Source organism: Vulcanisaeta sp. (assembly GCF_049966235.1).
Taxonomy (GTDB): domain Archaea; phylum Thermoproteota; class Thermoprotei; order Thermoproteales; family Thermocladiaceae; genus Vulcanisaeta; species Vulcanisaeta moutnovskia.
This window is the reverse complement of sequence record NZ_JBMFVA010000004.1, coordinates 92,059-117,133: the sequence shown is the minus strand read 5'-3', so window position 1 is coordinate 117,133 and position 25,075 is coordinate 92,059. Positions and strand designations below refer to the sequence as shown.

Here is a 25,075-nt window from a genome sequence, read left to right as displayed (position 1 = left end):
TGGAGTCCAAATATCATAAGTAGTAAGGATCTTGAGGATAGGGCGTTCGTAATAAACCACTATGTCGAAAAGGTCTCTCGAATAAAATAGACCTATACTTCATAAATCGGAAGAATGATGCAAGGTGAGTATTTAATTTAAAGTTGGTCGACTAATGCCATTAATAACCATGGAAAGGGCTAGATAGCTCTCCTTAATTATAACCATTAATCAAGGCATAAAACAGGAATAAACAAGCGTGAAAAATATGATGAGTGGTGGGGCCGCCGGGATTTGAACCCGGGATCACTCGGGATCTCAAGCCCGCAGGCCTTTTGCACTGTTGCCTGCGGTGGCTGCCCAAGCCGAGCATCCTAGCCAGGCTAGACTACGGCCCCAATTCGATTTTTTCGCTCGTGTTTTTAAGTTTTTGCTAATGGTATCTTCATGATGACGTTTTAATCATCTTAGGTCATTACTTGTTGGTGTTGTTCTCCTTAGTATTGGGTTTATCCTTCTTTTCTCTTTGTTCTAGTATTTCTACCCATGTTAGGAAGCAGTCGGTTACCGTATTTCCAGTCCATTTCTGCTTCTCCTCGTCATCCATGTCCATCATCCCAGGTACTTCCTGAAGAAGTTTACAGTCCTATCCCAGACATCCTTTGCGGCTGCCTCATTGTATACCGGCCCGCCTTCCGTGGCGAAGGCATGGTACGTGCCTGGGTAGAAAGCCATTTCAAACCTGGATCGGTCTCCACCCATCAATATACGTCGAGAGGGGATATTACGTGGTCTCAATAACTCACGCCAACGTGATGGACAGCCCACTCAAGGAGCCAGTCTGCCAAAAACTAAGCAAGTGGCTTAATGAGGCGAGTGACGAGAGGAGGAAGGAAAGGATAACAAAGGCAATACAAAACCTAAAGTGCCTCGACGAATAACCCACCCAAACCCACGGGCCAGAAAAATCTTCTTTTTGCTCTTCCCTTGGCAATGTCTTTAGGCATTATTTGTGGCCTTATTAGGTTTTCGTTATCGGATTTTTCAGAATAGGCCTTGTTATTTCCCATGCTTCTTTAGAGATAATTTTTTAAGTGTCTGCGGTAATCGATCCTTGGTTCTTGAGGTTTTAAGTATGGCATCCTTAAAGGAGGAGATGGAGAAGAAGATTATGGAGATTTTACCGCCCGAAGCCAAGTTTTCTAGGGTTGATTTCGAGGGACCCAACGTCATTATCTACGTAATGAACCCGAGTTATGTAATGGAGCACAGCGAGTACATAAAGACCCTGGCTAAGGAGTTGAAGAAGTACATAATCATTAGGGGTGATCCTAAGGTTAGGATTAGGGAGGTTGATAAGTTGAAGAGGGTCATAACGGACATGGTAACTAAGAGCGTTGGCTCAAACATAATTGATGACATAGTGGTTGATGAACCGACTGGTGAGGTCTATGTTTACCTAAAGAAGCCCGTCAGGGAGAGGAGTAAGTTGGAGAAGGAGATTTTGGCTGAGACTGGTTGGAAGCCTTGGATAATAGCCACTGCACTAGAGATGGGTGCTGGACTGCCTAGGTCGGATATCGACGCTGTTAAGCAGATACAATTGGCCACGGCTAAGGATAGACTTGAGTTCCTCAGGAGACTTGGAATGAGGATCCATAGGGAACCCGTGTATAAGGACGCTAGGATAACAGTAACCGGTCTTGGAGCCCAGATGGAGGTTGGTAGGAGCGCCATATTGATTAGGACAAAGGAAAGCTCAATACTCCTGGACTGCGGTGTTAAACCCTCAAGCTCCGGCGACGAGGCACCACTGCTTGATGAGCTTGACCTGGATACCCTGGACGCTATTGTTATTACCCACGCACACATGGACCACATTGGCTTTGTGCCATACTTATTCAAGTATGGTTATAAGGGCCCCGTCTACATGACCGAGCCAACGAAGTACCTAATGGAGGTACTACTCACAGACTATATCGAACAGGCAGAGTCTGAGGGTAGGGTTCCACCGTACAGTAGGCAGGACCTCGCCCAAGCCCTCTACCACACAATAACCCTTAACTATGCTGACCATCCAACGGATATATCACCAGACACGAAATTAATGCTCTTCGATGCAGGGCATGAGGTTGGTTCGGCTGTGGTTCACCTACACATTGGTAATGGCCTTTACAACATTATTTATACGGGTGACATGAAGTATGGCCCAACCAGGCTTTTGAACCCAGCCCATAATAAGTTCAAGAGGGCTGAGTTGCTCATCATGGAGAGTACGTATGGTGGTAAGGAGGATATTCAACCACCAAGGCAGGAGAGCGAACAGAAGCTTGTTGAGTTGGTTAAGCACACTGTTGAGCATGATGGTAAGGTGTTAATCCCCGTATTCAGTACGGGTAGGGCCCAGGAAATACTCCTGGTGCTTAATGAGGCCATTAATAATAAGCAATTGTCTAAGGTGCCCATTTACGTTGACGGCATGGTCCTCGAGACACTAAACGTACACTTAATGTTCCCTGACTACCTCAATAGGACCCTTAGGGAGTTGATTTATGATGGCGTGAATCCATTCCTCAGTGAGTATGTTAAGCCAATCGAAAGGGCTAGGGATCCTGAGAAGCGTAAGGAGCAGGTCATGGAGATACTACAGGGACCACCAGCCGTGATACTGGCTCCGCATGGCATGCTCAATGGAGGCCCAATAATGGATTACTTCGTGCATGCGGCCGAGGACGAGAGAAACATGTTACTATTTGTTTCTTACCAGGCCGAGAATACGATTGGTAGGAGAATTCAACAGGGTGAGAGGAAATTGACAGTTAGGTATTACTCAGATAGAGTTACGCTTGATATTAAGATGAAGGTTGATTCAATACCAGGGTTCTCGGGACATAGTGATAGGAGACAATTATTTAATTATGTTAGGAATATGGAACCTAAGCCACATAAGGTAATGCTTGTTCATGGCGAACCAGCCAAAATAATGAACCTAGCACTGGCACTTGAACTTCAGTTGAAGATGCCAACGGTGTTCATGAATAATGGGGAGACCATTAGGCTTGTCTAGGGCTAGTCCTTCCATAAACAATAAACATTACTATCGCCAATATCACCACGACAATAGCAATCAGGACTAGAACCGCAACAGTGGGTTTTTGCGGTGGTTTATAATTAAGGGCTGTGATTACATACATTGCCGCGGACCACGTTAATGGCGATGTCGTCGGCAGCGGATAACCAAGCCTTGGGTCAATAGCCTCAGGCAATAAACCATACTGTGAATGCTTAATACACCAAGTAAGTATGTTCAACGCACCCGTGTGATTACCAACCTCCTCGTAATACATTGCCAGGAATAATGTGGTTATCAACCATGGAGGATCCGGCGCAGTACTATCATACAGGCTTGAGTCATAGTGATAATCATCACCTGGAAACCTGGCCAATCCGCCATTAACCATCAACACACGTATTACGGTATTAACAGTACTTACTGCCCTGGCGCTGCGTGGATTTATCAATCCCATGGCTATCGGGAGTATTACTGATGAGTCGGGTATTCCATTAGGTGCGTAAGTAACCTGAGAACCACTACCTGTGTATATCACCGTCTTAGTAAGAGCTTGGGAATAGAAGTTCTTTGAGTAGAAGTATTTTTGTATGGTGGCGTTTAATTCATTAGCAATCCTCAGTATTTCGGTATTGTTTAGACCCAATGCCCTATATACCTGCGCTGCGGCGTATAGACCTAGGTCATCAATTGCCTGGGTCCAGAAGTTATAGGCGTAGTTACTCTCCCATATGCTTAGGTCCTGTGGTATTAAACCATTATTCTCATTAATACCCTCTAATTCCCAATTCAATGACTTATTTATGCAGGGCATTACCTCCATTAGGAACGTCTTATTATGGGTATAAACATAGTACTGCCAAACACCGATTTGGAACAAGCCAATACTATCATACTCAGGTATTCCGAAGGTCTCATCTGGAGCCCCAGTCCAGAAATTATACCGTGTGTACCAAGTACCACTTACGTTCTGTGCACTGCACATCCATAGCCAGTACTTCATTGCTTGTTCGTAATAACCAGCCGTTTGAAGCGCCATTGCTGCAAATGATGAGTCCCTAACCCAGGTATAGAAATAGACGGGTTCCGGCGATGCAATGAACTCCCCAGTAACTGGGTTTTGATCATCCATAATAAGGAGTAGACTGAGGTAGTACTCAGTAAGTAATGCACCGCTTAACCTCGGTCTCCTGGCCAGGCCTAACCAATTACTCACCTCATTATTGTTAATACTCATTAGCTCACTAATTGGCATAGTACTGGTGCTACCCAGGTTCAGCGCAACGTATGTGTAATTACCATGAATACTAAGTACAGTCCACCCACTCACGCTCTCAACATCAATCCCCCTGTTTGAGTATATACTGAGTTGCAGTGGTGACTTAATTACTAAGTATGTACTATTAATTACCTGGTAGTTGTACGTCCTTGGCATGAATACATTAATGGTAAGTGACGCATTTGATTTACTTATCATGACTACGGTAGTGTAATTAGGCGGTATGAATATTGATACCTCACCATTACTTCCCTTAATAATCACAGTATTATTAAGTTCAAGGTAAGCCTTGCTTGTGTTTCCTAGACCCATGATTGTGACGTTTATACTGAGTAATCCGTATTGGCCATAGAATATCTGTAGGATTGATGGCGGTCTTGAGGACTCCCCATTCAGTACTGGGCTTGGTATTGGATATTCCGTGGATATGTATATGCTCAGGTTCCTCCAATTACTAAGTAGTAGGTACGCTGGTGATGATGTATTTATTGGCATTTGAACAGTACTTTGTTCTTGAGTTAATGAGAGAATTATTATTGATATGCCGATTATCAATAATACTGCTCCAATGATCAGGAATATTGTTTTCCTAATCATTAATTAACTAACCACACGAAGCACTTTAATGCTTTACTTACAACTCACGTTAATTACATCATTAGGCGTATTATTTTTAATGCTGAGACTCACGTTAAATGAAGAAAGAAATATGCTGGCGTACCTACTTGGTATTGTATTAGCTGTGATCGCGTCATTTACCTGGGCAATATCGCCAATACTCTATAGGGTCGGTGCAACGGATAGCGCCCTCGACGACTTAATATCAAACTCCCTAGGCGCCTTCATACTGGCTATGCCCTTCATATTACTTAAACCACCATTAAATGGTGGTGCGTGGCTTTATGGAACGCTCTTCGCCGTGCTCGGGCCCGTGTTTGGCACATACGTATTCCTAATTTCACTTAGATATGCTGATGTTGGTATTGCCAATGTGATATCGTATGCCTACGTAGTTATGTTACCAATAATCCTACTCGTGATTAGTCCATCATACCTAGTCTACACGTGGCCTGCCATATTGATAATGATTGGTTTATACCTAATAATGGGTTCTGGCAAGGGCACATTTTATGGATACTTCATGTCATTACTCTCAGCCATACTCTACGCCTTCTCCTTCCTAGCCCTTTATAGGGCCTATGACTATACGAACCCCTGGGGCATAATATTGATTAGGGGCATTACCCTAATGATCGGTGCATTACTACTGAAAATAACCATTGAGGGCTTCAGAATTAGGGTCAGTAGTAAGGTTTTCCTCGGCGGATTAATTAGTTATGGCATTGGTGGCCCACTCTACGTCTTATCAGTGGATTATGCAGGGATTGCCGTACCAACACTAATAACGGCATTATCACCCGTAATCACCGAGATCCTAGCAATAGTTAAGCTTAAGGAGAGACTGAATTTAAAATCATCACTAGGATTTGCAATAGTCATTATAGGCATAGTAATAGCCACATTAATCGGCGTGCAGGTTTAAAATACCCAACTGCGGTATTTAGTTCTGGTGATGATGGGTCGATGATATGGATGAACGATGATTTAGGAAGAGACGAGCTGATGAATAAATAATTCGATTGTAAATGAATAAAGAAATAAATTATGATTTTAACCCAAGGTATGTCGCATTATGGTAGTACAATACCAACCGCACCTGCAAAGGCTAGTATAAAGAATGCGAAGCCATCAATAATTGATATTACGCCAGCCACCTTGCCTATTACTGGTTTATTCATGTAATGGGCAGCCGCAAGTAATATTGTTATTATAGGTAATAGGCCGATAGCGAATGATAGCATCACAGCCCTTAACATAATAAGTTCCGCCGTTATTAACGCGAAGAATATGCCAGTGAACCAGAGGGCGTGGTTCATGGCCATTAAGTTCTTACCTACGATTAGACCGATACCCAGCATCCATAGCAGTAGTACGAATGCGGCGGCTACCGTTGCGCCGAATACATCGCCTTCCATTATCACAAAGGCCATGGCTATTGTCTCCATTAAAGCACCTGAGAGAAGCACGATACCGAAATCCCGCGGCTCATTCTTACCCACACCCATATTAACAAAGCCTATTACGAGGAGCATGACCGCGGCTTCCCAGAACAGAGTATTCAGAGCTGTCTGCGCCACGGAAACCATATTGATATGCTTCAGTAGGGCATATTTTTAAATATTACCTTATATTTACTTATATCCATAGTAAAACCTTAAAATATATCAGTAAGATAAAATTTATAAAACTATTAATCAGTATAGTCATGTGAAGATATGAGCAGCTCTACATTTAATGAGTTCCTGAAACAAAGAAACCTACTATTAAACGCGGGTAGTTATGAAGAGGCTAGGTCAAACTTCAGGTGGCCACCACCTGGTGAGTTTAACTGGGCTGTGGATTACTTCGATAAGTACCTAGCGGAGACCTCCACAAATCCAGCCCTTATTTACATAAATGATGAGTTATTCAAGTCAGGTGATTCAAGGATTCTCAGCTACCATGAACTTAGGGCTCGATCCAATAAATTAGCCAACGCACTTTCGGACCTTGGTATCGGCCGTGGGGATGTAATCATGGTTATGCTAAATAATAAGCCTGAGCTCTTCGAATCATTCCTAGCTCTCATGAAAACAGGTGCTGTAATTTCACCGGCAACCACCCTATTACTACCGTCGGATATTGAGGATAGGGCATCAAGAGCTCACTTCAAGGCCATTATTGCAGATCCAGAGGTGGTTAGTAGGATTGACCAGATTAAGGGCAATCTCGAGAAGCTCGGCGTTAAGTACTTCATAACCCTTGGTAAGCCAGGGCCTGGATGGCTTGATTACTATGAATTAATCAGTGGCAGGTCAGAGAACTTCCAGGGAGTTAAGACCAAGTCAGATGATTTACTCCTGGTTTACTTCACATCAGGTACCACCGCTAAACCCAAGATGGTCATGCATACACAGTCAAGCTACCCAATTGGCCATCTAACAACCATGTACTGGGTTGGTGCTAAGCCGGGTTATAAGCATATGAACATATCAAGCCCAGGTTGGGCTAAGTGGGCTTGGTCAACATTCTTCGCGGCCTTCAATGCTGGCGCCACTACCGTGGTTTATGACTATAGTGGTAGGTTTAGTGCGGCTAATCACCTAAAGATACTTGAGAGTTACGGTATTGACACACTATGTGCGCCACCAACTGTCTGGCGTATGATAATTCTCGAGGATCTAACAAAGTATAACCTTGAGAAGATTAAGAGCTTCGTGAGCGCCGGCGAACCCCTCAATCCAGAGGTTATTGAGCGTGTTTATAAGGCAACTGGTAAGTACATACGTGATGGTTATGGACAGACAGAGACCACGCTAATGGTTGGTAACTTCCCAGGCATGAAGATTAAACTGGGCTCAATGGGTAAGCCGGCCCCCGGCTATGATATAGTCCTCGTTGATGAGGATGGAAACCCAGTCAGCGTTAATAAGGATGGGCACATAACGGTTAGGACAAGCCCAAGACCCATTGGCCTAATGATTGGTTATGATGATGAGAATAAGAATAAGGAGGTATTTAGGCTTGGCTTGTACTTCACGGGCGATGTGGCCTTCATGGATGAGGAGGGCTACTTATACTTCGTTGGCCGTGCAGATGACGTCTTCAAGTCAAGTGACTATAGGATTAGCCCATTCGAACTTGAGAGCGACTTATTGAAGCATCCAGCCGTTGCCGAGGCCGCCGTTGTACCAAGCCCTGACCCAATAAGGGGCTTCATACCGAAGGCATATATAGTCCTGAAGCCAGGCTATAAGCCAAGTAAGGACTTGGCTTACGATATCTTTAAGTTCATAAGGCTCAACATAGCCCCATACAAGAGACCCAGGGCTATTGAGTTCGTGTCCGAGTTACCCAAGACAATTAGCGGTAAGATTAGGCGTGTTGAGCTTAGGGGTATTGAACGTGAAAAGAGGAATAAGGGTGTTAGAAGTGAGAATGAGTACTTTGAGGATGACTTCCCCGATATAAAGCAATTGAAGGTGTAATACACATTATTAATTTAAAATGATTTTTAAAATTACATTATATTATTTTCCTAATGTCCAGCACAATAAGGAGGATTAGCCTTGGGGTAGACTGGCTTGATTATGCAATGCTTGGTGGTGTTCCAAGAGGTAATTGGCTGTTAATAACTGGTGAGCCTGGTGTTGGTAAGTCAATACTCACGATACAAGCCGCTGGAGCCAATGTGGACGCTATGCCAGTGGTCTACGTAAGCACTGAGACCAAGTTCTTCGATGTTGTTAGACAAGCGAAGCAATTCAATATTGACCTGTCAGACGCTGTGAGTCTAGCTGATGTCCTCGCTGGTAAGGTCAAGGACATGAAGACGAACCTAGTTGTTATTGATCTATTCGGCCTAGCTAGGCAATACCGTGAGTTACTCAGGGCTAGTGAGGAGGAGGGTAAGTCGAGGGCTAAGTCGCCATTGAGTATGGAGGTGGTTATGGCCAGCATTGAGAAGGCTTACGAGACACTTGGGGTGAGTGAGGAGGGTAAGGTTACAAAGGATGTATTAGTAATCATTGACTCCCTGGCTCCCATGTGGGCCCACGCGCCTGCAATGGCTAGGTTAATAACATATAGGCTTAGGCAGAGACTATATCGCTCTAATGTCACGGTGATAATGACCAATCAATTCGCTCCAACCACCGGAATGACCTTTGGGTTCGGTGCTGAGCATATTGCGGATGCCATAATCCACATGTGGATTGAGCAGCCCGAGAAGAAGAAGGAGATTGAACGTTGGCTCATCATTAAGAAGGCTAGGTTAACAAATCACTATAGGAAGGCCATGAAGTATGAAATTGAGCCTGAAAATGGATTAACACTTATAGAGCCTAGTATTGAGGAATTGAGGAAGTGGTTTGATCAGTATGGAGGTAAACAAGAATCAAGCGAGGAGTAGTGAGAGCTGTAGCGACAGGTTAATTAGGGCTATGGAGAGGTTTTTATGGACCTTAATAGGTAATGATAGTAAGGATGATGTGGTGACTGACCTTAAAATATGCGGAGATGCTGCTAGGCCATATCTAGATGTTGTTAATGGTAATGACCCTGGAAATACCCTATCAGCTGCGCTATCGTATTATCAATATGTTAAGCTCATTAGAGGCGAGTTAAAGGTGAGTAGGGATTACTTGATTGGCATTGGTGATGATCCAAATGATCCAGGCGTAACCTATTCATTGATTATTGAAAATATGACCCGCGCATTAAGGGCCCAGGACTATGTAACAGCGGCCTTTCTGGCCGATCTAGCCTTCATAATTAGGTCGTATGCATTATGCCTAGGTAATAATGATAGGGATGTATGTGATTGGATCAAGAGGGCATTTACTGCAAGGGTTTTAATAATGAGAAGGACTAGCAACTATTAATGGGTCTGAACTTATAACCGTAATTAATTAATCCATAGGTACCATCCATCTTCACCATCCTAAACACAACCTCAACATCAATACCTGGGTTCAGCTTGTCAGGATCCATGCAATCCACTATCTGCCCAATAACCTTGACACCACCTAGATCCACAATACCCACTATCAATGGTTTCATCTTCTCAAACTCAACAGGTACTGAATAAAGTACTGTGAAGTTGATAAGTTTACCAGTGCTTGGTAATGGGTACGGCTTAAACTCCCTGGAACCGCACTCACATACTGCCCTTGGTGGGAAGTATACACGGCCGCACTTAACGCATTGAACACCCTCAAGCCTATAGTACTGGGACATCCTCCTCCAGTACCTTGGTATGGATAATCTCTGGTCGACCATGTCAGCCCACCCTCCTGAGTACTATTGATGTCGATACCAAATCGAAGCCAGCCATATCCTGAACAATACCCAGCTCAGCCCTGCCCAGCGACTCAAAGGGCTTTACGTTCATGAGCTCCATAACCATTAAGGCCAACTCATACATTCCCGAGGCACCACCTGGGAATCCCATGGACTTAAGCCCACCACTGGCATTAATAACTAGTTTATTACCAACATCTAATGTACCCGCAGATAATAGCCTCGGTGTTTCACCAGGCCTTACCAGTCCCATTGATTCCAACGCCAACATGCCAAGTATACTATACGTATCATGAACCTCGGCAAGACTTACATCGCTTATTGAGGCATGCGCCATCCTAAGGGCCATATTTGCAGCATCCCTAACAGAGTACAACTCAGTGAGTGAGTCTCTCTGGCCTGTGTATGTTCCGTAGGCACCAACACCTATCCCATCAATCCTTATCACAGCATCACTCTTTAACGGCTTATTGCATAGAACAACCGCGGCTGAACCATCAACCGCAGGCGCCACGTCATAAAGCCTCAATGGATCAGCAACAACCTCTGATTCAAGAACGTCCTTAAGCGTTGCCTGTTTCTTCATATAGGCAAGTGGGTTCTTACTACCTCTCTCGTGCATTTTTATTGGCCATATTGCCAAGTCCTCATAATCATACCCATACTTAATCATGTACTCCTTCATAGCCATAGCCGCCTGGGCCGCGGGTGTTACCCCAAAGAAGCCCTCATACTCATAATCAGTGATTGTTGATAAAGCCTTATTCAGCTTCACGTTAATTACATCATGCATCTTCTCAACGCCGACAACCGCCACACAGTCATAAATACCCGCCTTAACCATGTTATAGGCCTCTAGAACTGCGATACCGCTCGATCCATCTCCACTCTCGATCCTAATTGCGGGTATCCTCCTTAAGCCAACGTAGTCCATTAAATATGCGCCCAAAACACTCTGGTCCTGAAGTACCTCAGAGAAGGCATTGGCTACGTATATTGCTCCAAGGTTTGCATTACCAACCTGGTCAAGGACCTTCAGGAAGGCTTCGGCAAATAATTCCTTAAGCCCCTTCTCATAGTGCCTACTTCCTGGTACTAGGGAGTGGGCTACGATGTATACTTCTGTCGTATTAAACACCAACAGTTGCCATAAATGTGAAGTTTTTAAATATTCCCTGAATATAGTCATTTAATGGTTGAGGAGACAAGCCTTGAGGATTTATTTACAAGAATTGATAATGGCGAATTGAAGCTTCATGAATTAGATAAGTTCTTTAATGATTCGAACAAGGCAACCGAGGTTAGGAGGAGGTATATTGAGACAAGGATTGGTGTGAGCCTTGAGAGTCTTGGCAAAACAGTAATTGATTTCAACACAGTAGTTGGTAAGAATATTGAGAATACAATAGGGGCTGCCCAAATTCCTGTAGGTATTGCTGGTCCTTTACGTGTGATTGGTGATTACGCCAATGGGCTTTACTACATACCTTTGGCAACAACCGAGGGCGCCCTAGTAGCCTCTGTAAATAGGGGCACTAAGATAGTTACTGAGGCTGGTGGCGCAAGGAGTAAGGTCATTAATGATGGCATGACGAGAGCACCTGTCATAGCAGTACCGAGCGTCATTGATGCTGTTGAACTGGTTAATTGGATTAATGAACACTTCAATGAAATAAAGGGCGTGGCTGAATCAACCAGCAGGCATGCAAAGCTTGTTAGTATTCAACCATTCATTGTTGGTAATAATGTTTGGCTTAGGTTTAAGTTCACAACTAGCGATGCTATGGGTATGAATATGGTGACCATAGCCACAGACAAAGCCATTAAACACATACTCAGTAACTTCCCAAGGGCTCGCTTAGTTGCACTCAGTGGTAATATGTGTGTTGATAAGAAGGCAAATGCCGTGAATTTCCTGCTTGGTAGGGGTAAGACCGTGATTAGTGAGACGGTAATACCAAGGAGTACCCTTGAGAAGTGGGGCGTCACTGCTGAGGACGTTGCCGAGGTCAATAATAGGAAGAACTTACTCGGTTCAGCATTGGCTCATTCCTATGGATTTAATGCTCATTTCGCTAATATAATTGCGGCAATATTCATAGCCACTGGGCAGGATGTTGCTCAGGTTGTTGAATCTAGCATGGGTATCACTTGGATAGAGCCTCTCGACAATGGTGACCTATATGTATCAGTAACATTGCCAAGCCTTGAGGTTGGTACTGTTGGCGGTGGCACCGGACTGCCAACACAGAGAGAAACTCTTCAAATGCTTGGTGTATATGGTTCGGGTAACCCACCTGGAATTAATGCATTGAGGTTTGCTGAGATAGTGGCTGCTGCCGTACTTTCTGGTGAGGTTAACTTGATTCTTGCCTTAGCGAGGGATGAGCTTGCAAGGGCTCATGAAATGCTTGGTAGGGCTGGTAAGAGGAATAGTGTATGAGAATCTAAATGTTATAAATATATGTTTGTCTACATATTCCTACGTACTCTCTATAGTACATAAATTGAAATGATAAGGCTTATAAAGAGTTGCATTTAATAAGTTACTTTGGGGATTAGTTTGGTAATTTATGTTTCTCCCGATAAAAAGGTCGTTGAGAAGACGCTTCAAACCGAGCTTAAGCGGATAATGCTTAGTGAGTTGATAGACGGTGAAGTAATTATTGGCGCCGCTATCATTGATTCAAATGGCATCCCACTTATTTATCACATCCCAAACACCCTCACCGTTAAATCCCTTAAAAACCTCCTCTCCCTCATAGAGTTCGTCGATCATACCTCTAAAATCAATGATGACCTCCTCGGTCCATATCAATACCTCATTATTCGCTTCTCAAACTTCAAAATTGCCTTCTTCGAAATGGGTTCTAAGGGTTGGTTGATGGTTTTTGTTAACCCTGTTTGGCACGTTGAGAATGTGATGTCAAAGATTAAGCAGTTCATGCTTAAGGTTCAAAGGATGATTTAAAATAATTAAATTATTTAGGTAAAAATTGCCGCCTCAAATATATTAAGGGTATTCATCCAATCCTATTTTGAATGACGAGGATAGTGGGTAGTGTAAAAATACCTGAGATGGAGATTAAGGAGGAGGTTACATTAACTGCGTCAAATACTGCCGTGATCGTTGTTGACATGCAGAATGACTTCGTAAAGCCGAACGGTAAGTTATACGTACCAACTGCGCAGGCTACAATACCAGCAATAAGGAAGCTACTTATGAAGGCTAGAGATTCTAACGTACCAATAATATACACACAGGATTGGCACTTTAAGAATGACCCAGAGTTTAGGATTTGGGGTGAGCACTGCGTCATGGGTACGTGGGGCGCGGAAATTGTGGATGAACTTAAACCCGTGCCTGATGATATCATAATAAGGAAGCGCAGGTATGATGCGTTCTTCGGTACTGACCTTGACTATGTGCTTAGGCATGTAGTTCATGCAATGAACCTAGTAATAGTCGGTACTGTGGCCAATATATGCGTACTACACACTGCAGGTAGTGCTGCACTTAATTGGTATAATGTCGTTGTACCAATTGATGGAATATCCGCATTAGATGAATTCGATTATTACGCTGCCCTTAGGCAGGTCTCATTTCTATATAGGGGCATACTCACTAAGGTTGATGGAATTAGATTTGCATAGATTATGCATCCCTCTAATCCTAACTTTCTCAAATAGCTTTAATATGATTGTTTTTGTGATGGTAATTCACTTTGATTTTATGATTACATATTATGTATTACACTTTGAGAAAAATTTAAATATTGGTTAAGAATAGAAAAATTAATGGGTCAAGACTTTGATGTTAGGATTGAAGACCTGGTCAAAGTATTGCTTCATAGTGATTCTCACTGGATTGATTCTCTGAGAAGGATTGATTTTGGTGATAGGATGAAGATTGTCCATGAGGCCATAAATGCTGTTTTACCTGACTTTGTTGACTGTGTTAATAAGTCCTTGGATAGTGATGTACCTAGGCTGATGTATATTGGTTGCTTTGATATGGTGTGGCAGAGCATTGAAAATACGGCTAAGAACTATATCAGGGATTAAAATAGTGTGAAAGTTCTTTAAAACGGTAAGTAATTAGTTAATTAAGTTGAGTGAACGTAATCGTATTAGTGAGGATTGGCGTAGGGATGCCCTATTCATAGTTATTTCAATAGTTACGATAATAATTACAATAATAATACTGATAAAGTCAGGCCTAGCCACGTCTAGATATGAAATGCCTAGGTACCCATTCTACCTCATCGAATCTGAACTCATATATCTAACTCAATTAATACTCATTGGGATTAGACTTAGTATTATTTTTAATAGGGGCATGGGCTATAAAATAGAAACCACGGAATTAATCAAAATAGCTGCAGCCCAAACATTCACATCATTACTAATACCAGGTTTCTACATAGGTGGTGAGGCCGTGTCGATAGCCTACTTAACATATAAGGGGTTGCCAACGACCAGAGCCACTGAGGGTGTTGTGCTTCGTTATACTATCGATACAATAACACTGACGTCCATAATACTCGTGCTTTACCTATTTAATCTTGTGACGGTACCGATAATAGCACTCATAGTGGCATTAATACTACTTATTGCCTATACTGTACTCTTCATAACAATAGTAAACGCAAGGCTGGGTGGATATATTGAACGTATATTTAGGTACATAAGTTTACGTATTAAGTTTGTAGGTAATTTCATATTAATAAATCAAAATGAAACTTATGGACTGAAATTCACGCCACTTGAGAACTTGGCACTTTTTATAATATCCATTACCCAATGGTTTCTGTCAGGTCTCAATGTAATGCTAATATTCTACGCATTCGGTGTTCACATTGGACTCATCACTGGGATTTTAATCTCATCGTCATATGTAATCCTTACATACGTATCAGTATTACCTGGATCAGCCGGCATTGGGGAACTCGCGAACCTATATGTACTAAATAGCCTCGGCCTAGGTAATTATTACTTAATTTATGATGTTTGGTTTAGGGCAATAACGTACATAGTGCCGCTGATTATACTAATGCCCGCATTCCTCAGTATATCCAGGAAGTTAACAATGATCAATACTAATCATAGGAGCTCTCGGTAGGTAATTCCGTGATCCTCGACGACGCACCCTTAATTATTGAATCAATAACCCTTATTGCGTTTTTCCTGGATAAGTAATGATTATCATTACCACAATACGGCGAATAAACACACTTAGGGCAACCATCAGTGCATGTGCAATGAGTTAATACACCAAGTGATATCTTGAGTACTTCATTGATCCTCCTAGTGAGCATCTTAGCAGTGCCAGATCCACCGGGGTATGAGTCATAGATTATTATATGCCCTGTTGGATATGAAATACCGCCTAAGTCCGTAGGTCCCGCACCAATTACGTTCTCACCAACCATAATGATTATGTGCTCAGCGGCGTGATATGCCTTGCCCCTCTCAACAATATCCACATTCTCAAATGGACTGAAGGTTATGAATGGGGCATAAATGACTACACCCTTTGTCCTGAACTCATACGTGAACGGTTCACTAAATTCCCTCTTCTCCACAACCTCACCACTGCCAAACCTCTTAACCAAGTACCCATGAACGATTTCCCTAATCGTTAAATTAACGTATTGATAAGGCACAGAATTTATTAAACCATCCTCAATAATATCATCAATCTTGGGCTCTGAATTATAGAGAGCTGTGGTATAGAGATCATAATCACTTGGTAACTTCCTCACCTGGGCAACCCTATTTCTTAAATCAAGTCTATAAACCTCATAAACCCTACCGCCATGGAGATAGATGGCGCCGTCATGAAGCTCCCTCAATGCCATGGGCAACTCCCTATGACCCACGACTTTCTTGCCCTCAACAATCCTAATCACATCACCAATACCTCTAATACCGTGTATTGCCTTAACGGCATCACGACCTCTACCACTCACGACGTAGTAATTACCCCTAACCTCGACTAGGCCATCATTAACTAATGACTTAAGGATTTCTTCACAGTAAATATCCACAGAGCCGCTTCTCACGGGTCTTTCATAAACCATTAATAGGCAGTGCCTTCTTGCAATCTCATCATTCCTCCACTCAACATATAAATCCTCAGGTCTCCTCGTGTAGAATTCACGTGGGTTTGAACTATAGTAAGTACTCATTGGATCATCACCAAGAACCTGAACCACATAAGCCCTCTGGCCTCTTCTACCAACCCTACCGCTCCTCTGCAGGTACTTCGAGTAGCTGGGTGGTATTGTTGCCATAACCGCAACATCAGCGTCACCAACATCAATACCCATTTCCAGGGTTGGCGTGGATAGTAATACTAGGTACCTGCCCTCCTTAAAGCCGTCCTCGACCTCATGCCTCTCCTCAATAGTGAGCCCAGCCCTATGAACCCTAACCCTATCACCAAACCCAGCCTTATCAACAAACCTCTTAATTAACTCAACGAACCTATGACTATCAGCAAAGACGAGGCACTTCATATCCCTCTTTATACATGTCCTAGCCAACTCTGCTGCCTCGGCAAGCCTACTCCTAGTTATTGGGCTTATTAGGACATGCCTAACTAAACCTCTCCTACCCTCAGGTCCTCTTATCAATGTAGCATTACCAACATCAAGCAATTCCCTGGCGAAGTCCAGTGGATTACCCACGGTTGCTGTGGAAACTACGAACTGCCAATTCCTCATGAACCTCCTCATTCTTTTAAGTACGTAATGAACATGTGCTCCAAAAACGCCATTATAAACATGGAAGTCATCCAGCACTACTACCTTATACTCATGAAGGAGCTCCCTAAATTTACTAACGTGAGATAGCGCCTCGCTAACCATGTCTGGGTTCGTAATGAGAATGCTTGGCGGTGAGGAGTAAATCCTAGACCTAGCATTACTGGGTGTATCGCCATCGTACGGCATTACTGATATATCAATCGCAGAGAGATATCGCTGCATCCTTAGTAATTGATCCCTGGCAAGGGCCTTTGTCGGGTACATTATTATTACCTTGATATCCTCCCTACTCATCATTGATATTAACGGCAGTAAAAACGCCTCTGTCTTACCAACACCCGTTCCAGCCATTATCACCGTATTATCACCATTAATAATAGCCTGATAAGCCTGCCACTGAAAATCATAGAGCCTATCAATACCAATACCCTTTAATCTATTTGTTAATTCCCTCGGTAAGTCCAGGGAATCTATGGAGGGTCCATAACTAGGCTCTGAGGGCTTGTCCTCATGTACATATAGAATAATCCTAGCCCTGTCACTACCTAGTTCGCCTATGAATTCATCCTCAAGCATGTACTTGGCAACCACAAGTCTGTCGTTCCTGATCATTGCACTAAGGCCATAGTTTACACTAGGAATTAATAACTTTGGGTGGATTTATGCGCATATGTTCGATTTCATCATTTGCCTTAAGCCTGAGCACCTTTGGCTCGATCATCATTAACTTATCCCAATGCCTAATTATCGGTCTCAACCTACTGCCACATCTAGGGCATTTCCTAATCTCGCCCTCAGTCTCAAAATCAACATAGCAATTAACGCACCTAAAAACACTGAAAGCCCTATACTCATCGAAATCCAGGGAGACAATGCTTGGAATTTCCGTAATAACTATGCCATCGATTACATTCGACAGCTCCTCAATGATCTCCCTCTTTAACGAAGCACTATCAAGCATTACCAGGAATTCCTTATTATCGTAAACTGACCTAACCCTGTCCCTAAACCGTAATAACCAGTCTTTATCAATAATGGCATCCTTAATGATTATCCCATACGGCTTAATCAACTGCGGATATGGCTTGTCGGGACTCAGTATTATGTAATTCACGGAATTATTACTAATCCTTTGATTAACGTGAACAACATCAATAAGGTCACTATTAATGCCAATGAAGTCATCCGTTAATACGCCATCCGCACCACCCGCCAACGCCGCCCTAATGAAGTCATTAATTGGCTCGGATATTGCTGAGCCATAGATGAGGACCCTAAGACCAACTTTCTTAGACCAAGCAACCGCACTGGCTAATGATATTAATTGCCTAAGCCTACTTAATAATTGCCTGAGTATATCGCCACTAATATTGTTCAATTCCACTATGGACTCAGGCGGCACTATTGGCGTGGCATCCCTAACATACTTAATAACTTCCAAACCCTCAAATAACCAGGAACCCGCGAACATGCACCAAGGCAGTCCGCACCACTTAATGAATATCCTCACATTACGAGTACTAATAATGCATCATTATTAACCTTAGCTATTAATACTACGGCTTCAAACCAAGGGACCTAATCAATGAGACTGCGTAATCAACCATCTGGTTCAACCTATCCTCTGAGAATGCCTCGGCATAAATCCTCAACTTGGGCTCGGTACCGCTACCCCTGATTAGGATCCAGGAATTATCGCTAAAGACAACCTTAACACCATCGATGGTTATTACCTGCCTAATACTACCTATGTTATGAAGCCTCTCGACGATGACCTCCCTACTCCTAATGACAAAATCCTTACCATTATTAAGCGGTACATCAACCCTCCTATAGAATGACTTGCCATATTCCTTAATTATCTCATCAAATACGTTAACTAAGCTACCTTGCTCAGAGGCTATCATCGTTAGTAACGCCGCGGTGTATATGCCGTCCTTATCAGGCACATGCCACGAGTATGCCAATCCACTACTCTCCTCACCGGCAACCTCAGCATCGCCACTAATTAAGTGCTTAACTGAGTGCTTGAAGCCAACGGGAACCTCATAAACCCTAATCCCATACTTACTAGCTATTGAATCAACAATGTGTGTCGTTGATATTGCCCTAACAACACCCCTCCTAATAACGCCTCTCCTGACTAAGTGCTCAAGTACAATTGTTATCACGTTATTCGGGCTTAAGTAGCCATGGGTAGGATCAACAGCTGCTATCCTATCCGCGTCACAATCATGCGCAATACCAACATCATAACCCTTACCCACAACCTCCTGAATTGTATCATGTATATTCTCAGACTCTGGATTGGGGTTCCTACCTCCAAAGTTTGGGTCATAGTTATTATGAACCTCAACAACCTCCATACCCAACTCCCTAAGTATTCTAGCGGTGTAATTAATCGCCGTACCAAATAAGGGATCAACGACAACCCTCAACCTATTTCTCGGCTTAAACATTTTGAGAACATCATTAATCACGTGATCCACGTATTGAGGACCCGGATCTACTAATTGAGGCTTCACAACCCTAATACTCGATACTGACCTAACAATATCCTGCCACTCCTGGCCATACAGCCTCTCTATTTCACTCGTATCCTCATCCGAAGCCGGCGACCCCTTACTCGTTATTACCTTAAAGCCATTGTATATTGGTGGGTTGTGACTGGCGGTGATCTGAATAATGAGATCAAAACCAAAGCGAGAACCATACCAAGCAACTACAGGAGTTGGCGTAGGCCTCTCTGTAATTATGGTGTCAACACCATACTCAGCAGCAACACTTGCAACTACATTTGCGTAATCCCTGGATTTTTTCCTAACATCATAACCAATGAGCAGTCTCCTTAACCCATACCTGCGTGACCAATAACGAAAGGTGGACTCAGCAAGTATTGCTACAAGCCCCTCATTAAAATCCCTATCAATCACACCACGCACACCATCAGTACCAAAGTGAAATGCCATTTTCATATTCATTTTATTTATGTTAAAGATAATTCTTTAAAAATTATCATTGTTTGCCAGCTAATGGCAGCATTAAGACCAACAGTGGGTACAAAGGTATACCACTTAATGGCTGGACCTGGCGATATAGCACCATATGTTTTAACACCTGGTGACCCTGATAGAGTGCCTAGAATCGCCAAGTATTGGGATTCTGCCCGTGCTGTGGCTGCGCATAGGGAGTATGTGACATACACGGGTATCTACAAGGGCGCGCCAATATCGGCCGTATCCACTGGGATTGGTGGACCAGCAGCGGCAATAGCCATTGAGGAGTTACTCACGCTTGGTGCTAACACCTTCATCAGGGTCGGAACCACAGGAGCATTACATGACTGGATTAGGATTGGTGACGTTATAATAAATACAGGGGCCGTTAGATTTGACGGAGCTAGCAACGCCTATGCAATGCCTGAATACCCGGCTATAGCTAGTTACGATGTCATACTAGCCCTGGTAACAGCCGCAGAAACGCTGGGCGTTAGGTATCACGTTGGCTTAACAGCATCAACCGCAGACTTCTATGTTGGGCAGGGCAGGCCAGGTTTTAAGGACTACCAGCCACCTTGGTCAAGAGATCTCGTTAATACCTTATCATCAATGAACATACTCAACTTCGAGATGGAAGCCGCGACTATATACACCATAGCCAATATCCATGGAGCAAGAGCTGGGGGTATTATGGCTGCCATAGCAAATAGGAAAACCAATGAATTTGTACCAGACGCTGGAGTTGATGATGCTATTAGGGTGGCCAATGAAGCCATTAGGATACTATATGAGTGGGATGGCATTAAGGCAAACCTGGGGCTTAGGTACCTGGCGATTAATGTGATTAGGGAATGGATGAAGAGATGATTTGCATGGTACTGGAGGAGTTTGATGAGAAGAAGCTTGAGGAGTTGGCTAAGGGTTTACCTGAGTTTGGTAGGTTCGGTAAGGAGTTAGAGACTATAGGCGTGCTGCCAATACCATCTAGACTAAGGAGGTATAAGGCGTACAACCTATTCATATTTTGGGCGATGGCATCCGCATCAGCCGCGACACCTCTTGCTGGTTACCTACTCTTTAACCTTGGTCTCAGAGGTATGCTCATAGCAATAACCCTCGCCTTCATACTTGGTGTAATACCAACACTACTATTCTCGGAAATGGGTAGGCAAATACCATTAACGGCACTTGTGATCGCCAGGAAGACCTTTGGTTACGGAACCGCGCAGGCCCTCTCATTGTTATACACAGTGATAAACATTGGTTGGTTTGCCCTGAACAATGCCGTAGGCTCAGAAATATTATCTGCGGTGACCCACACGCCGATTATGTATTGGTACATAATAATGGGCACAATACAGATATTCCTGGTAATACTTGGGTTTAAATGGCTGGAGTACTTCTACAGATACACCTCGATAATACTACTAATAAGTTACGCTGTACTAACATACTACTTAATAATTCATTACCACGTCTCATGGTCAACTCTCTGGTCAACAGCATCAAGCGCAAACGCCCAATGGGGCGCTGCCATAGACTTAATGCTCGCCTTTGGAGCACTATCATGGGCTTATAAGACCTCAACAACGTCTAGATTCGCCAAGCCCTCTGGTAAAGTCAATATACTCTACGGTTTAGCTACGCCAATAGGCATCATAGTACCGATATACCTAATGGGTATATTGGGCTTCGCTGGGCAGTACTACGCCAATAATTGGAATATTGCAGCCATATCATTCCCACCATCAACGCCAGCATGGGTCTTAATAGCTGCCCTGGGTGCTTCGTTAGCGATAATACACACTAACGCAATGAACCTCTACCCATCAGCCATAGATTTACTTGTTGCAATAGACCCAGTGATAAGGAGGTTCAGAAATGAATTTAGGGCTAGGTTAACGCAGCCAGTGGCTATTTTGATACTGGGTATTGCGGCAATAATAGTCTCAATATGGATACTATCAATAATAGAGAGCTTCCTTAATTTCGTGGGTTTAACAATATTCCCGTTAACATTCATACTAATCTTCGATTGGTACTTAAGGTTGAAGAGGAATGTACACACGCTGGATGATGTTAAGAGGTACTTCTACGATATACCGAGGGAGCCCCTGAGACATATTGGCATAGCTGCAATAGTATCCTTCGTAATTGGTAGTGTATTAATGAATTACTTGCCAATTGCAATACCAACGACGTTCCCGAAGTACCTACCGCCTGAGTACACAGGAGCTCTAATAGGTGGTTTAGTGTACTTAATATTAATGTTACTAGCGATTAAGGTTAAGAAATTGTCATGGTTATTACCCTAGTATAACTTTATGTATCGTATTTCTTAAAATGCATATTAGTAATCATTCCAAATCGCACATATTTAGTGAATAACATACCATAACTAGCCTTACCCATGGGTTTCATTTATTTTTCACGTAATAATGACGTGTAAACACCAATGAAACTAAATATTGCGGATATTATTAGCACTATCCTTAATCCTGTAATGAATGATTGATATACCGTGATATTACTCATCATTATACCCGTGAATAGATATAGACTTGCGTATCTGCCCAGGTAACTAACGAGTATGGCGCTCGCCACGGTAATACTCAGTAGTTGGCCCATGAAACGCATTGTGCCTAGAACACCCGAGGCAATTCCATACTTATCGGCCGTGATTGAGCTCATCACGGAATTCGTATTCGGTGCTGAAAAGAGGCCAAAGCCTATCCCAAGGACCATTAGGGAGAGGGCTACGTAAATCGCATACTTAATGTTGAGTAGTAGGAGCATTATGAATGCCACGCCTATTAAGCCCATACCTAATGCTGCTATTTCCCTGGAGCCATACTTATCTGAGAGCTTACCGCTAACTGGTGATAATGCAGCCATGAACATAGGTTCAGAGACTAGAATTAAACCTGCAATGAATGGGTTGTAACCAAGGACAACCTGTAGGTATAGCGAGAATAGAAATGGCACTGAGTATGTGCTTATGTAATTAAGTAGTGCTGTTATGTTACCTGCCATGAATGAAATATTCCTAGTGAATAAGCTTAAGTCAAGCATTGGATAATTAATTCTTCTCTCAGCGATTATGAATACCGTGAAGAATGCGAAACCAATAATTAATAGGTATAGGTAATATAACCAATCACTCACGGCCGATAATATTAAGTACATGACCACTAAAAGAATTGCTGTAGTGAATGTGATGACGCCTACGTAATCAATCCTAACAACACGCCTGGGTAATTCAATACCCTCCATTGAAAACCAGGATATTGCAAATCCAAGTACGGTTAGTATTGTCGTTATTATGAGAACGAACCTCCAACCAAGAAACTGCGTTATTAAGCCTCCGAAGAATGGGGCTGATGTTAAGCCTAGGTAAACAGCCATTGCATTTATGCCAAGGGCAAATCCTCGTTCGCCTTCAGGAAACACCTGGCTTACGATTGCTGCAGAACCTGGGGATAGTATTGATGAACCGAATCCCATAACTAACGACGCAATTATTAATGTGTATATGTTTGGCGCCAATGAACCAAGTAATGAACCAATTAGAAATAGTACAAAACCTAACTTAAATATTTTAACCCTGCCGTAAATATCACTTAATCTGCCTAGGGTTATCATCAATGTTGGTAATGGTATTAGGTAGATTATTGGGACATATATTAAGACATCCAATGGTGCATGGAAATATTTACCTAGTACGGGTGTTATGAAGGATAGTACTGTGGAATTGTATGGTGTTTGAAAGGCAGCTAATGATGTTGTGAATAATATTAATCTTTTTCTATTCCTACTCAATTTTATCATATTAATTAATTCATTTTTCAATATCGAATTATAAGCATTATTCCTCACTATACTTCATTTTAACAAAGGATACGTATGTTACTGGCTTCATACGAGGTATATTGCCCTCCTTAGTAACAACGTAGAGTACCTGCGTAAGTCTCTCTTCAATTGGTATTACCATTATACCATCACTTGATAACTGCTCGAATAACCTAGGTGGTACCTTAGGAGCGGCGGCTGTGATCAATACCCTATCAAACGGTGCATACCTTGGCAGTCCTCTGGACCCATCACCAATAAACACATGAACATTATCTAAATAACCTAACCTAGCCAGGCTTTGGACTGCATAAAGCGCAAGTCCTGGGTAATATTCAATCGTATATACTGTGCCCATCCTCTCCATTGCCTCAGCACACACAGCAGCATGATAACCAGTACCTGTACCAACCTCTAAGATCCTAAGCCCTGGCTTAAGCTCAAGTAATTCACACATCATTGCAACCATGTGAGGCGCAGATATTGTTTGACCATACATTATTTCCAATGGTGTATCCTCATAGGCATACAGCCTTAGGTAACTTGGCAGGAATTCCTCACGGGGTACATTAAGCATTGCCCTCTCGACCCTGTCACTCTTAATTATCCCCTCGTCCTTAAGTATGTTGATTAGTCTCCTCCTTGCTGACGCAAAATCAATCATTACAATTACTTATTTGCACTATCCTAAATAACTCTTCTCACTCAATAACCTAATCGCCATTATTGGGGAAACTCCATGCTTAGGTTCTTCGATAATGAAACCTTCATAGCCTTAAAACCAAGCCTTAACCTCACGCCCTCAAGCACATCAAGTGAGAATGAGTCATCAATAACACCATTAAGCGGCTCGACCTTAAGCGTGAGAATCCAACCATTGTAGGACTCCGCAAGGTTACGCTCTATGTAGAATGGCACATCATCAATCCTACCAACCTCAACATAATCACTACCAACAATGAAATCACTAGCCCTATATATCTGTGGCTCAGTGGGTGAACAACAGCCATGCCCGAGAATTATGATAATATCACCATACTTCTCCTTCATATTCCTAATCAATTCCTTAACATCATCCCCAAACTCAACACTAACATTCAACACATTCCCGCATGTGGATGTCTAACTTAAAAATTTTACTGATCATTTAATGGTTAAATTAATAAAATATATTCAATAGATAACTGTGAATAATAATAAAATTTACGCTTTATTAATTTAAAACCAT

Annotated in this window: 25 protein-coding genes and 1 tRNA gene; 13 read left to right on the top strand and 13 right to left on the bottom strand. The window is 42.8% G+C overall.

The features are described 5' to 3' along the window. Positions 1-255 precede the first annotated feature (255 nt). The 3 genes from ACP5L5_RS04540 to ACP5L5_RS04530 all read right to left on the bottom strand — a co-directional run bounded on the left by ACP5L5_RS04540 (position 256) and on the right by ACP5L5_RS04530 (position 741). Positions 256-377: transfer RNA gene (locus ACP5L5_RS04540), tRNA-Pro, on the bottom strand. A gap of 77 nt (positions 378-454) precedes the next feature. Further along, positions 455-586: a hypothetical protein gene (locus ACP5L5_RS04535; protein ID WP_428761966.1), complete on the bottom strand. Its 132-nt coding sequence runs from the start codon at positions 584-586 to the stop codon at positions 455-457. A 5-nt stretch (positions 587-591) separates the two neighbouring features. Then, entirely contained in the window at positions 592-741 is a 150-nt protein-coding gene (locus ACP5L5_RS04530; RefSeq protein ID WP_428761964.1) for a dienelactone hydrolase family protein, read from the bottom strand. A 26-nt stretch (positions 742-767) separates the two neighbouring features. Between ACP5L5_RS04530 and ACP5L5_RS04525 the strand changes: the two genes are divergently transcribed. Continuing rightward, positions 768-920 carry a hypothetical protein gene (locus ACP5L5_RS04525; protein ID WP_428761963.1) on the top strand — a complete coding sequence of 51 codons (153 nt, stop codon included), beginning with the start codon at positions 768-770 and terminating at the stop codon, positions 918-920. 194 nt (positions 921-1,114) lie between these two features. Further along, entirely contained in the window at positions 1,115-3,046 is a 1,932-nt protein-coding gene (locus tag ACP5L5_RS04520) for a beta-CASP ribonuclease aCPSF1 (protein WP_048057320.1), read from the top strand. Here the strand turns inward: ACP5L5_RS04520 and ACP5L5_RS04515 are convergent. After that, complete coding sequence (locus ACP5L5_RS04515) at positions 3,033-4,925, bottom strand: glycoside hydrolase family 15 protein (RefSeq protein ID WP_428761960.1); 1,893 nt, start codon at positions 4,923-4,925, stop codon at positions 3,033-3,035. The genes ACP5L5_RS04520 and ACP5L5_RS04515 overlap by 14 nt on opposite strands. A gap of 28 nt (positions 4,926-4,953) precedes the next feature. On the opposite strand from ACP5L5_RS04515, the gene ACP5L5_RS04510 reads away from it, so the two are divergent. Further along, positions 4,954-5,871 (top strand): EamA family transporter, encoded by a 918-nt coding sequence (locus tag ACP5L5_RS04510; RefSeq protein WP_428761958.1) that lies wholly within the window; start codon positions 4,954-4,956, stop codon positions 5,869-5,871. Positions 5,872-6,019: 148 nt separating this feature from the next. On the opposite strand, the gene ACP5L5_RS04505 is transcribed toward ACP5L5_RS04510, so the two are convergent. Next, positions 6,020-6,535: a hypothetical protein gene (locus ACP5L5_RS04505; RefSeq protein WP_273301915.1), complete on the bottom strand. Its 516-nt coding sequence runs from the start codon at positions 6,533-6,535 to the stop codon at positions 6,020-6,022. A 129-nt stretch (positions 6,536-6,664) separates the two neighbouring features. Between ACP5L5_RS04505 and ACP5L5_RS04500 the strand changes: the two genes are divergently transcribed. From ACP5L5_RS04500 to ACP5L5_RS04490, 3 genes are read left to right on the top strand one after another with little or no spacing between them, the layout of a single operon-like run. Then, positions 6,665-8,416 carry an acyl-CoA synthetase gene (locus ACP5L5_RS04500; protein WP_428761956.1) on the top strand — a complete coding sequence of 584 codons (1,752 nt, stop codon included), beginning with the start codon at positions 6,665-6,667 and terminating at the stop codon, positions 8,414-8,416. Positions 8,417-8,469: 53 nt separating this feature from the next. Continuing rightward, positions 8,470-9,339 carry an ATPase domain-containing protein gene (locus tag ACP5L5_RS04495; RefSeq protein WP_013605645.1) on the top strand — a complete coding sequence of 290 codons (870 nt, stop codon included), beginning with the start codon at positions 8,470-8,472 and terminating at the stop codon, positions 9,337-9,339. After that, positions 9,308-9,811 (top strand): hypothetical protein, encoded by a 504-nt coding sequence (locus ACP5L5_RS04490; RefSeq protein ID WP_428761954.1) that lies wholly within the window; start codon positions 9,308-9,310, stop codon positions 9,809-9,811. Before ACP5L5_RS04495 ends, ACP5L5_RS04490 begins: the two co-directional genes overlap by 32 nt. Here ACP5L5_RS04490 and ACP5L5_RS04485 read toward each other — a convergent pair. Further along, on the bottom strand, positions 9,798-10,208 hold the full coding sequence (locus tag ACP5L5_RS04485; protein WP_428761953.1) for a Zn-ribbon domain-containing OB-fold protein: 411 nt from the start codon (positions 10,206-10,208) through the stop codon (positions 9,798-9,800). The two genes, ACP5L5_RS04490 and ACP5L5_RS04485, sit on opposite strands and share 14 nt — an antisense overlap. Before the next feature lies 1 nt (position 10,209). Then, positions 10,210-11,367, bottom strand: coding sequence for a thiolase C-terminal domain-containing protein (locus ACP5L5_RS04480; RefSeq protein WP_428761951.1), 1,158 nt, complete (start codon positions 11,365-11,367; stop codon positions 10,210-10,212). Positions 11,368-11,421: 54 nt separating this feature from the next. Between ACP5L5_RS04480 and hmgA the strand changes: the two genes are divergently transcribed. From hmgA to ACP5L5_RS04455, 5 genes are all read left to right on the top strand, one after another. Further along, positions 11,422-12,672 (top strand): hydroxymethylglutaryl-CoA reductase (NADPH), encoded by a 1,251-nt coding sequence (hmgA, locus tag ACP5L5_RS04475; protein ID WP_428761949.1) that lies wholly within the window; start codon positions 11,422-11,424, stop codon positions 12,670-12,672. A gap of 108 nt (positions 12,673-12,780) precedes the next feature. Further along, on the top strand, positions 12,781-13,200 hold the full coding sequence (locus ACP5L5_RS04470) for a hypothetical protein (RefSeq protein ID WP_052298559.1): 420 nt from the start codon (positions 12,781-12,783) through the stop codon (positions 13,198-13,200). A gap of 71 nt (positions 13,201-13,271) precedes the next feature. Further along, entirely contained in the window at positions 13,272-13,883 is a 612-nt protein-coding gene (locus ACP5L5_RS04465; RefSeq protein ID WP_013605650.1) for a cysteine hydrolase family protein, read from the top strand. 144 nt (positions 13,884-14,027) lie between these two features. After that, entirely contained in the window at positions 14,028-14,294 is a 267-nt protein-coding gene (locus ACP5L5_RS04460) for a hypothetical protein (RefSeq protein WP_013605651.1), read from the top strand. A gap of 46 nt (positions 14,295-14,340) precedes the next feature. Next, positions 14,341-15,351: a lysylphosphatidylglycerol synthase transmembrane domain-containing protein gene (locus ACP5L5_RS04455; RefSeq protein ID WP_428761946.1), complete on the top strand. Its 1,011-nt coding sequence runs from the start codon at positions 14,341-14,343 to the stop codon at positions 15,349-15,351. Here the strand turns inward: ACP5L5_RS04455 and ACP5L5_RS04450 are convergent. From ACP5L5_RS04450 to ACP5L5_RS04440, 3 genes are read right to left on the bottom strand one after another with little or no spacing between them, the layout of a single operon-like run. Beyond that, positions 15,329-17,611, bottom strand: a complete 2,283-nt coding sequence (locus ACP5L5_RS04450; RefSeq protein WP_428761944.1) for a DEAD/DEAH box helicase — start codon at positions 17,609-17,611, stop codon at positions 15,329-15,331. The genes ACP5L5_RS04455 and ACP5L5_RS04450 overlap by 23 nt on opposite strands. 22 nt (positions 17,612-17,633) lie before the next feature. Then, complete coding sequence (locus ACP5L5_RS04445) at positions 17,634-18,509, bottom strand: hypothetical protein (protein WP_428761942.1); 876 nt, start codon at positions 18,507-18,509, stop codon at positions 17,634-17,636. A 46-nt stretch (positions 18,510-18,555) separates the two neighbouring features. Then, positions 18,556-19,980 (bottom strand): phosphoglucomutase/phosphomannomutase family protein, encoded by a 1,425-nt coding sequence (locus tag ACP5L5_RS04440; RefSeq protein WP_428761940.1) that lies wholly within the window; start codon positions 19,978-19,980, stop codon positions 18,556-18,558. Between the two features lie 51 nt (positions 19,981-20,031). Between ACP5L5_RS04440 and udp the strand changes: the two genes are divergently transcribed. Continuing rightward, a complete protein-coding gene (udp, locus tag ACP5L5_RS04435) occupies positions 20,032-20,865 on the top strand; it encodes a uridine phosphorylase (protein WP_428761938.1) in 834 nt (277 codons plus the stop codon). 5 nt (positions 20,866-20,870) lie between these two features. Further along, on the top strand, positions 20,871-22,313 hold the full coding sequence (locus ACP5L5_RS04430; protein WP_428761936.1) for a purine-cytosine permease family protein: 1,443 nt from the start codon (positions 20,871-20,873) through the stop codon (positions 22,311-22,313). Between the two features lie 106 nt (positions 22,314-22,419). On the opposite strand, the gene ACP5L5_RS04425 is transcribed toward ACP5L5_RS04430, so the two are convergent. The 3 genes from ACP5L5_RS04425 to ACP5L5_RS04415 are packed head-to-tail and all read right to left on the bottom strand — an operon-like array spanning position 22,420 to position 24,951. Beyond that, on the bottom strand, positions 22,420-23,826 hold the full coding sequence (locus ACP5L5_RS04425; RefSeq protein ID WP_428761934.1) for an MFS transporter: 1,407 nt from the start codon (positions 23,824-23,826) through the stop codon (positions 22,420-22,422). Positions 23,827-23,863: 37 nt separating this feature from the next. Continuing rightward, positions 23,864-24,511 (bottom strand): protein-L-isoaspartate O-methyltransferase, encoded by a 648-nt coding sequence (gene pcm / locus ACP5L5_RS04420; RefSeq protein ID WP_428761933.1) that lies wholly within the window; start codon positions 24,509-24,511, stop codon positions 23,864-23,866. Positions 24,512-24,570: 59 nt separating this feature from the next. Continuing rightward, a complete protein-coding gene (locus ACP5L5_RS04415; protein WP_428761931.1) occupies positions 24,571-24,951 on the bottom strand; it encodes a DUF779 domain-containing protein in 381 nt (126 codons plus the stop codon). Between the last annotated feature and the right edge of the window lie 124 nt (positions 24,952-25,075).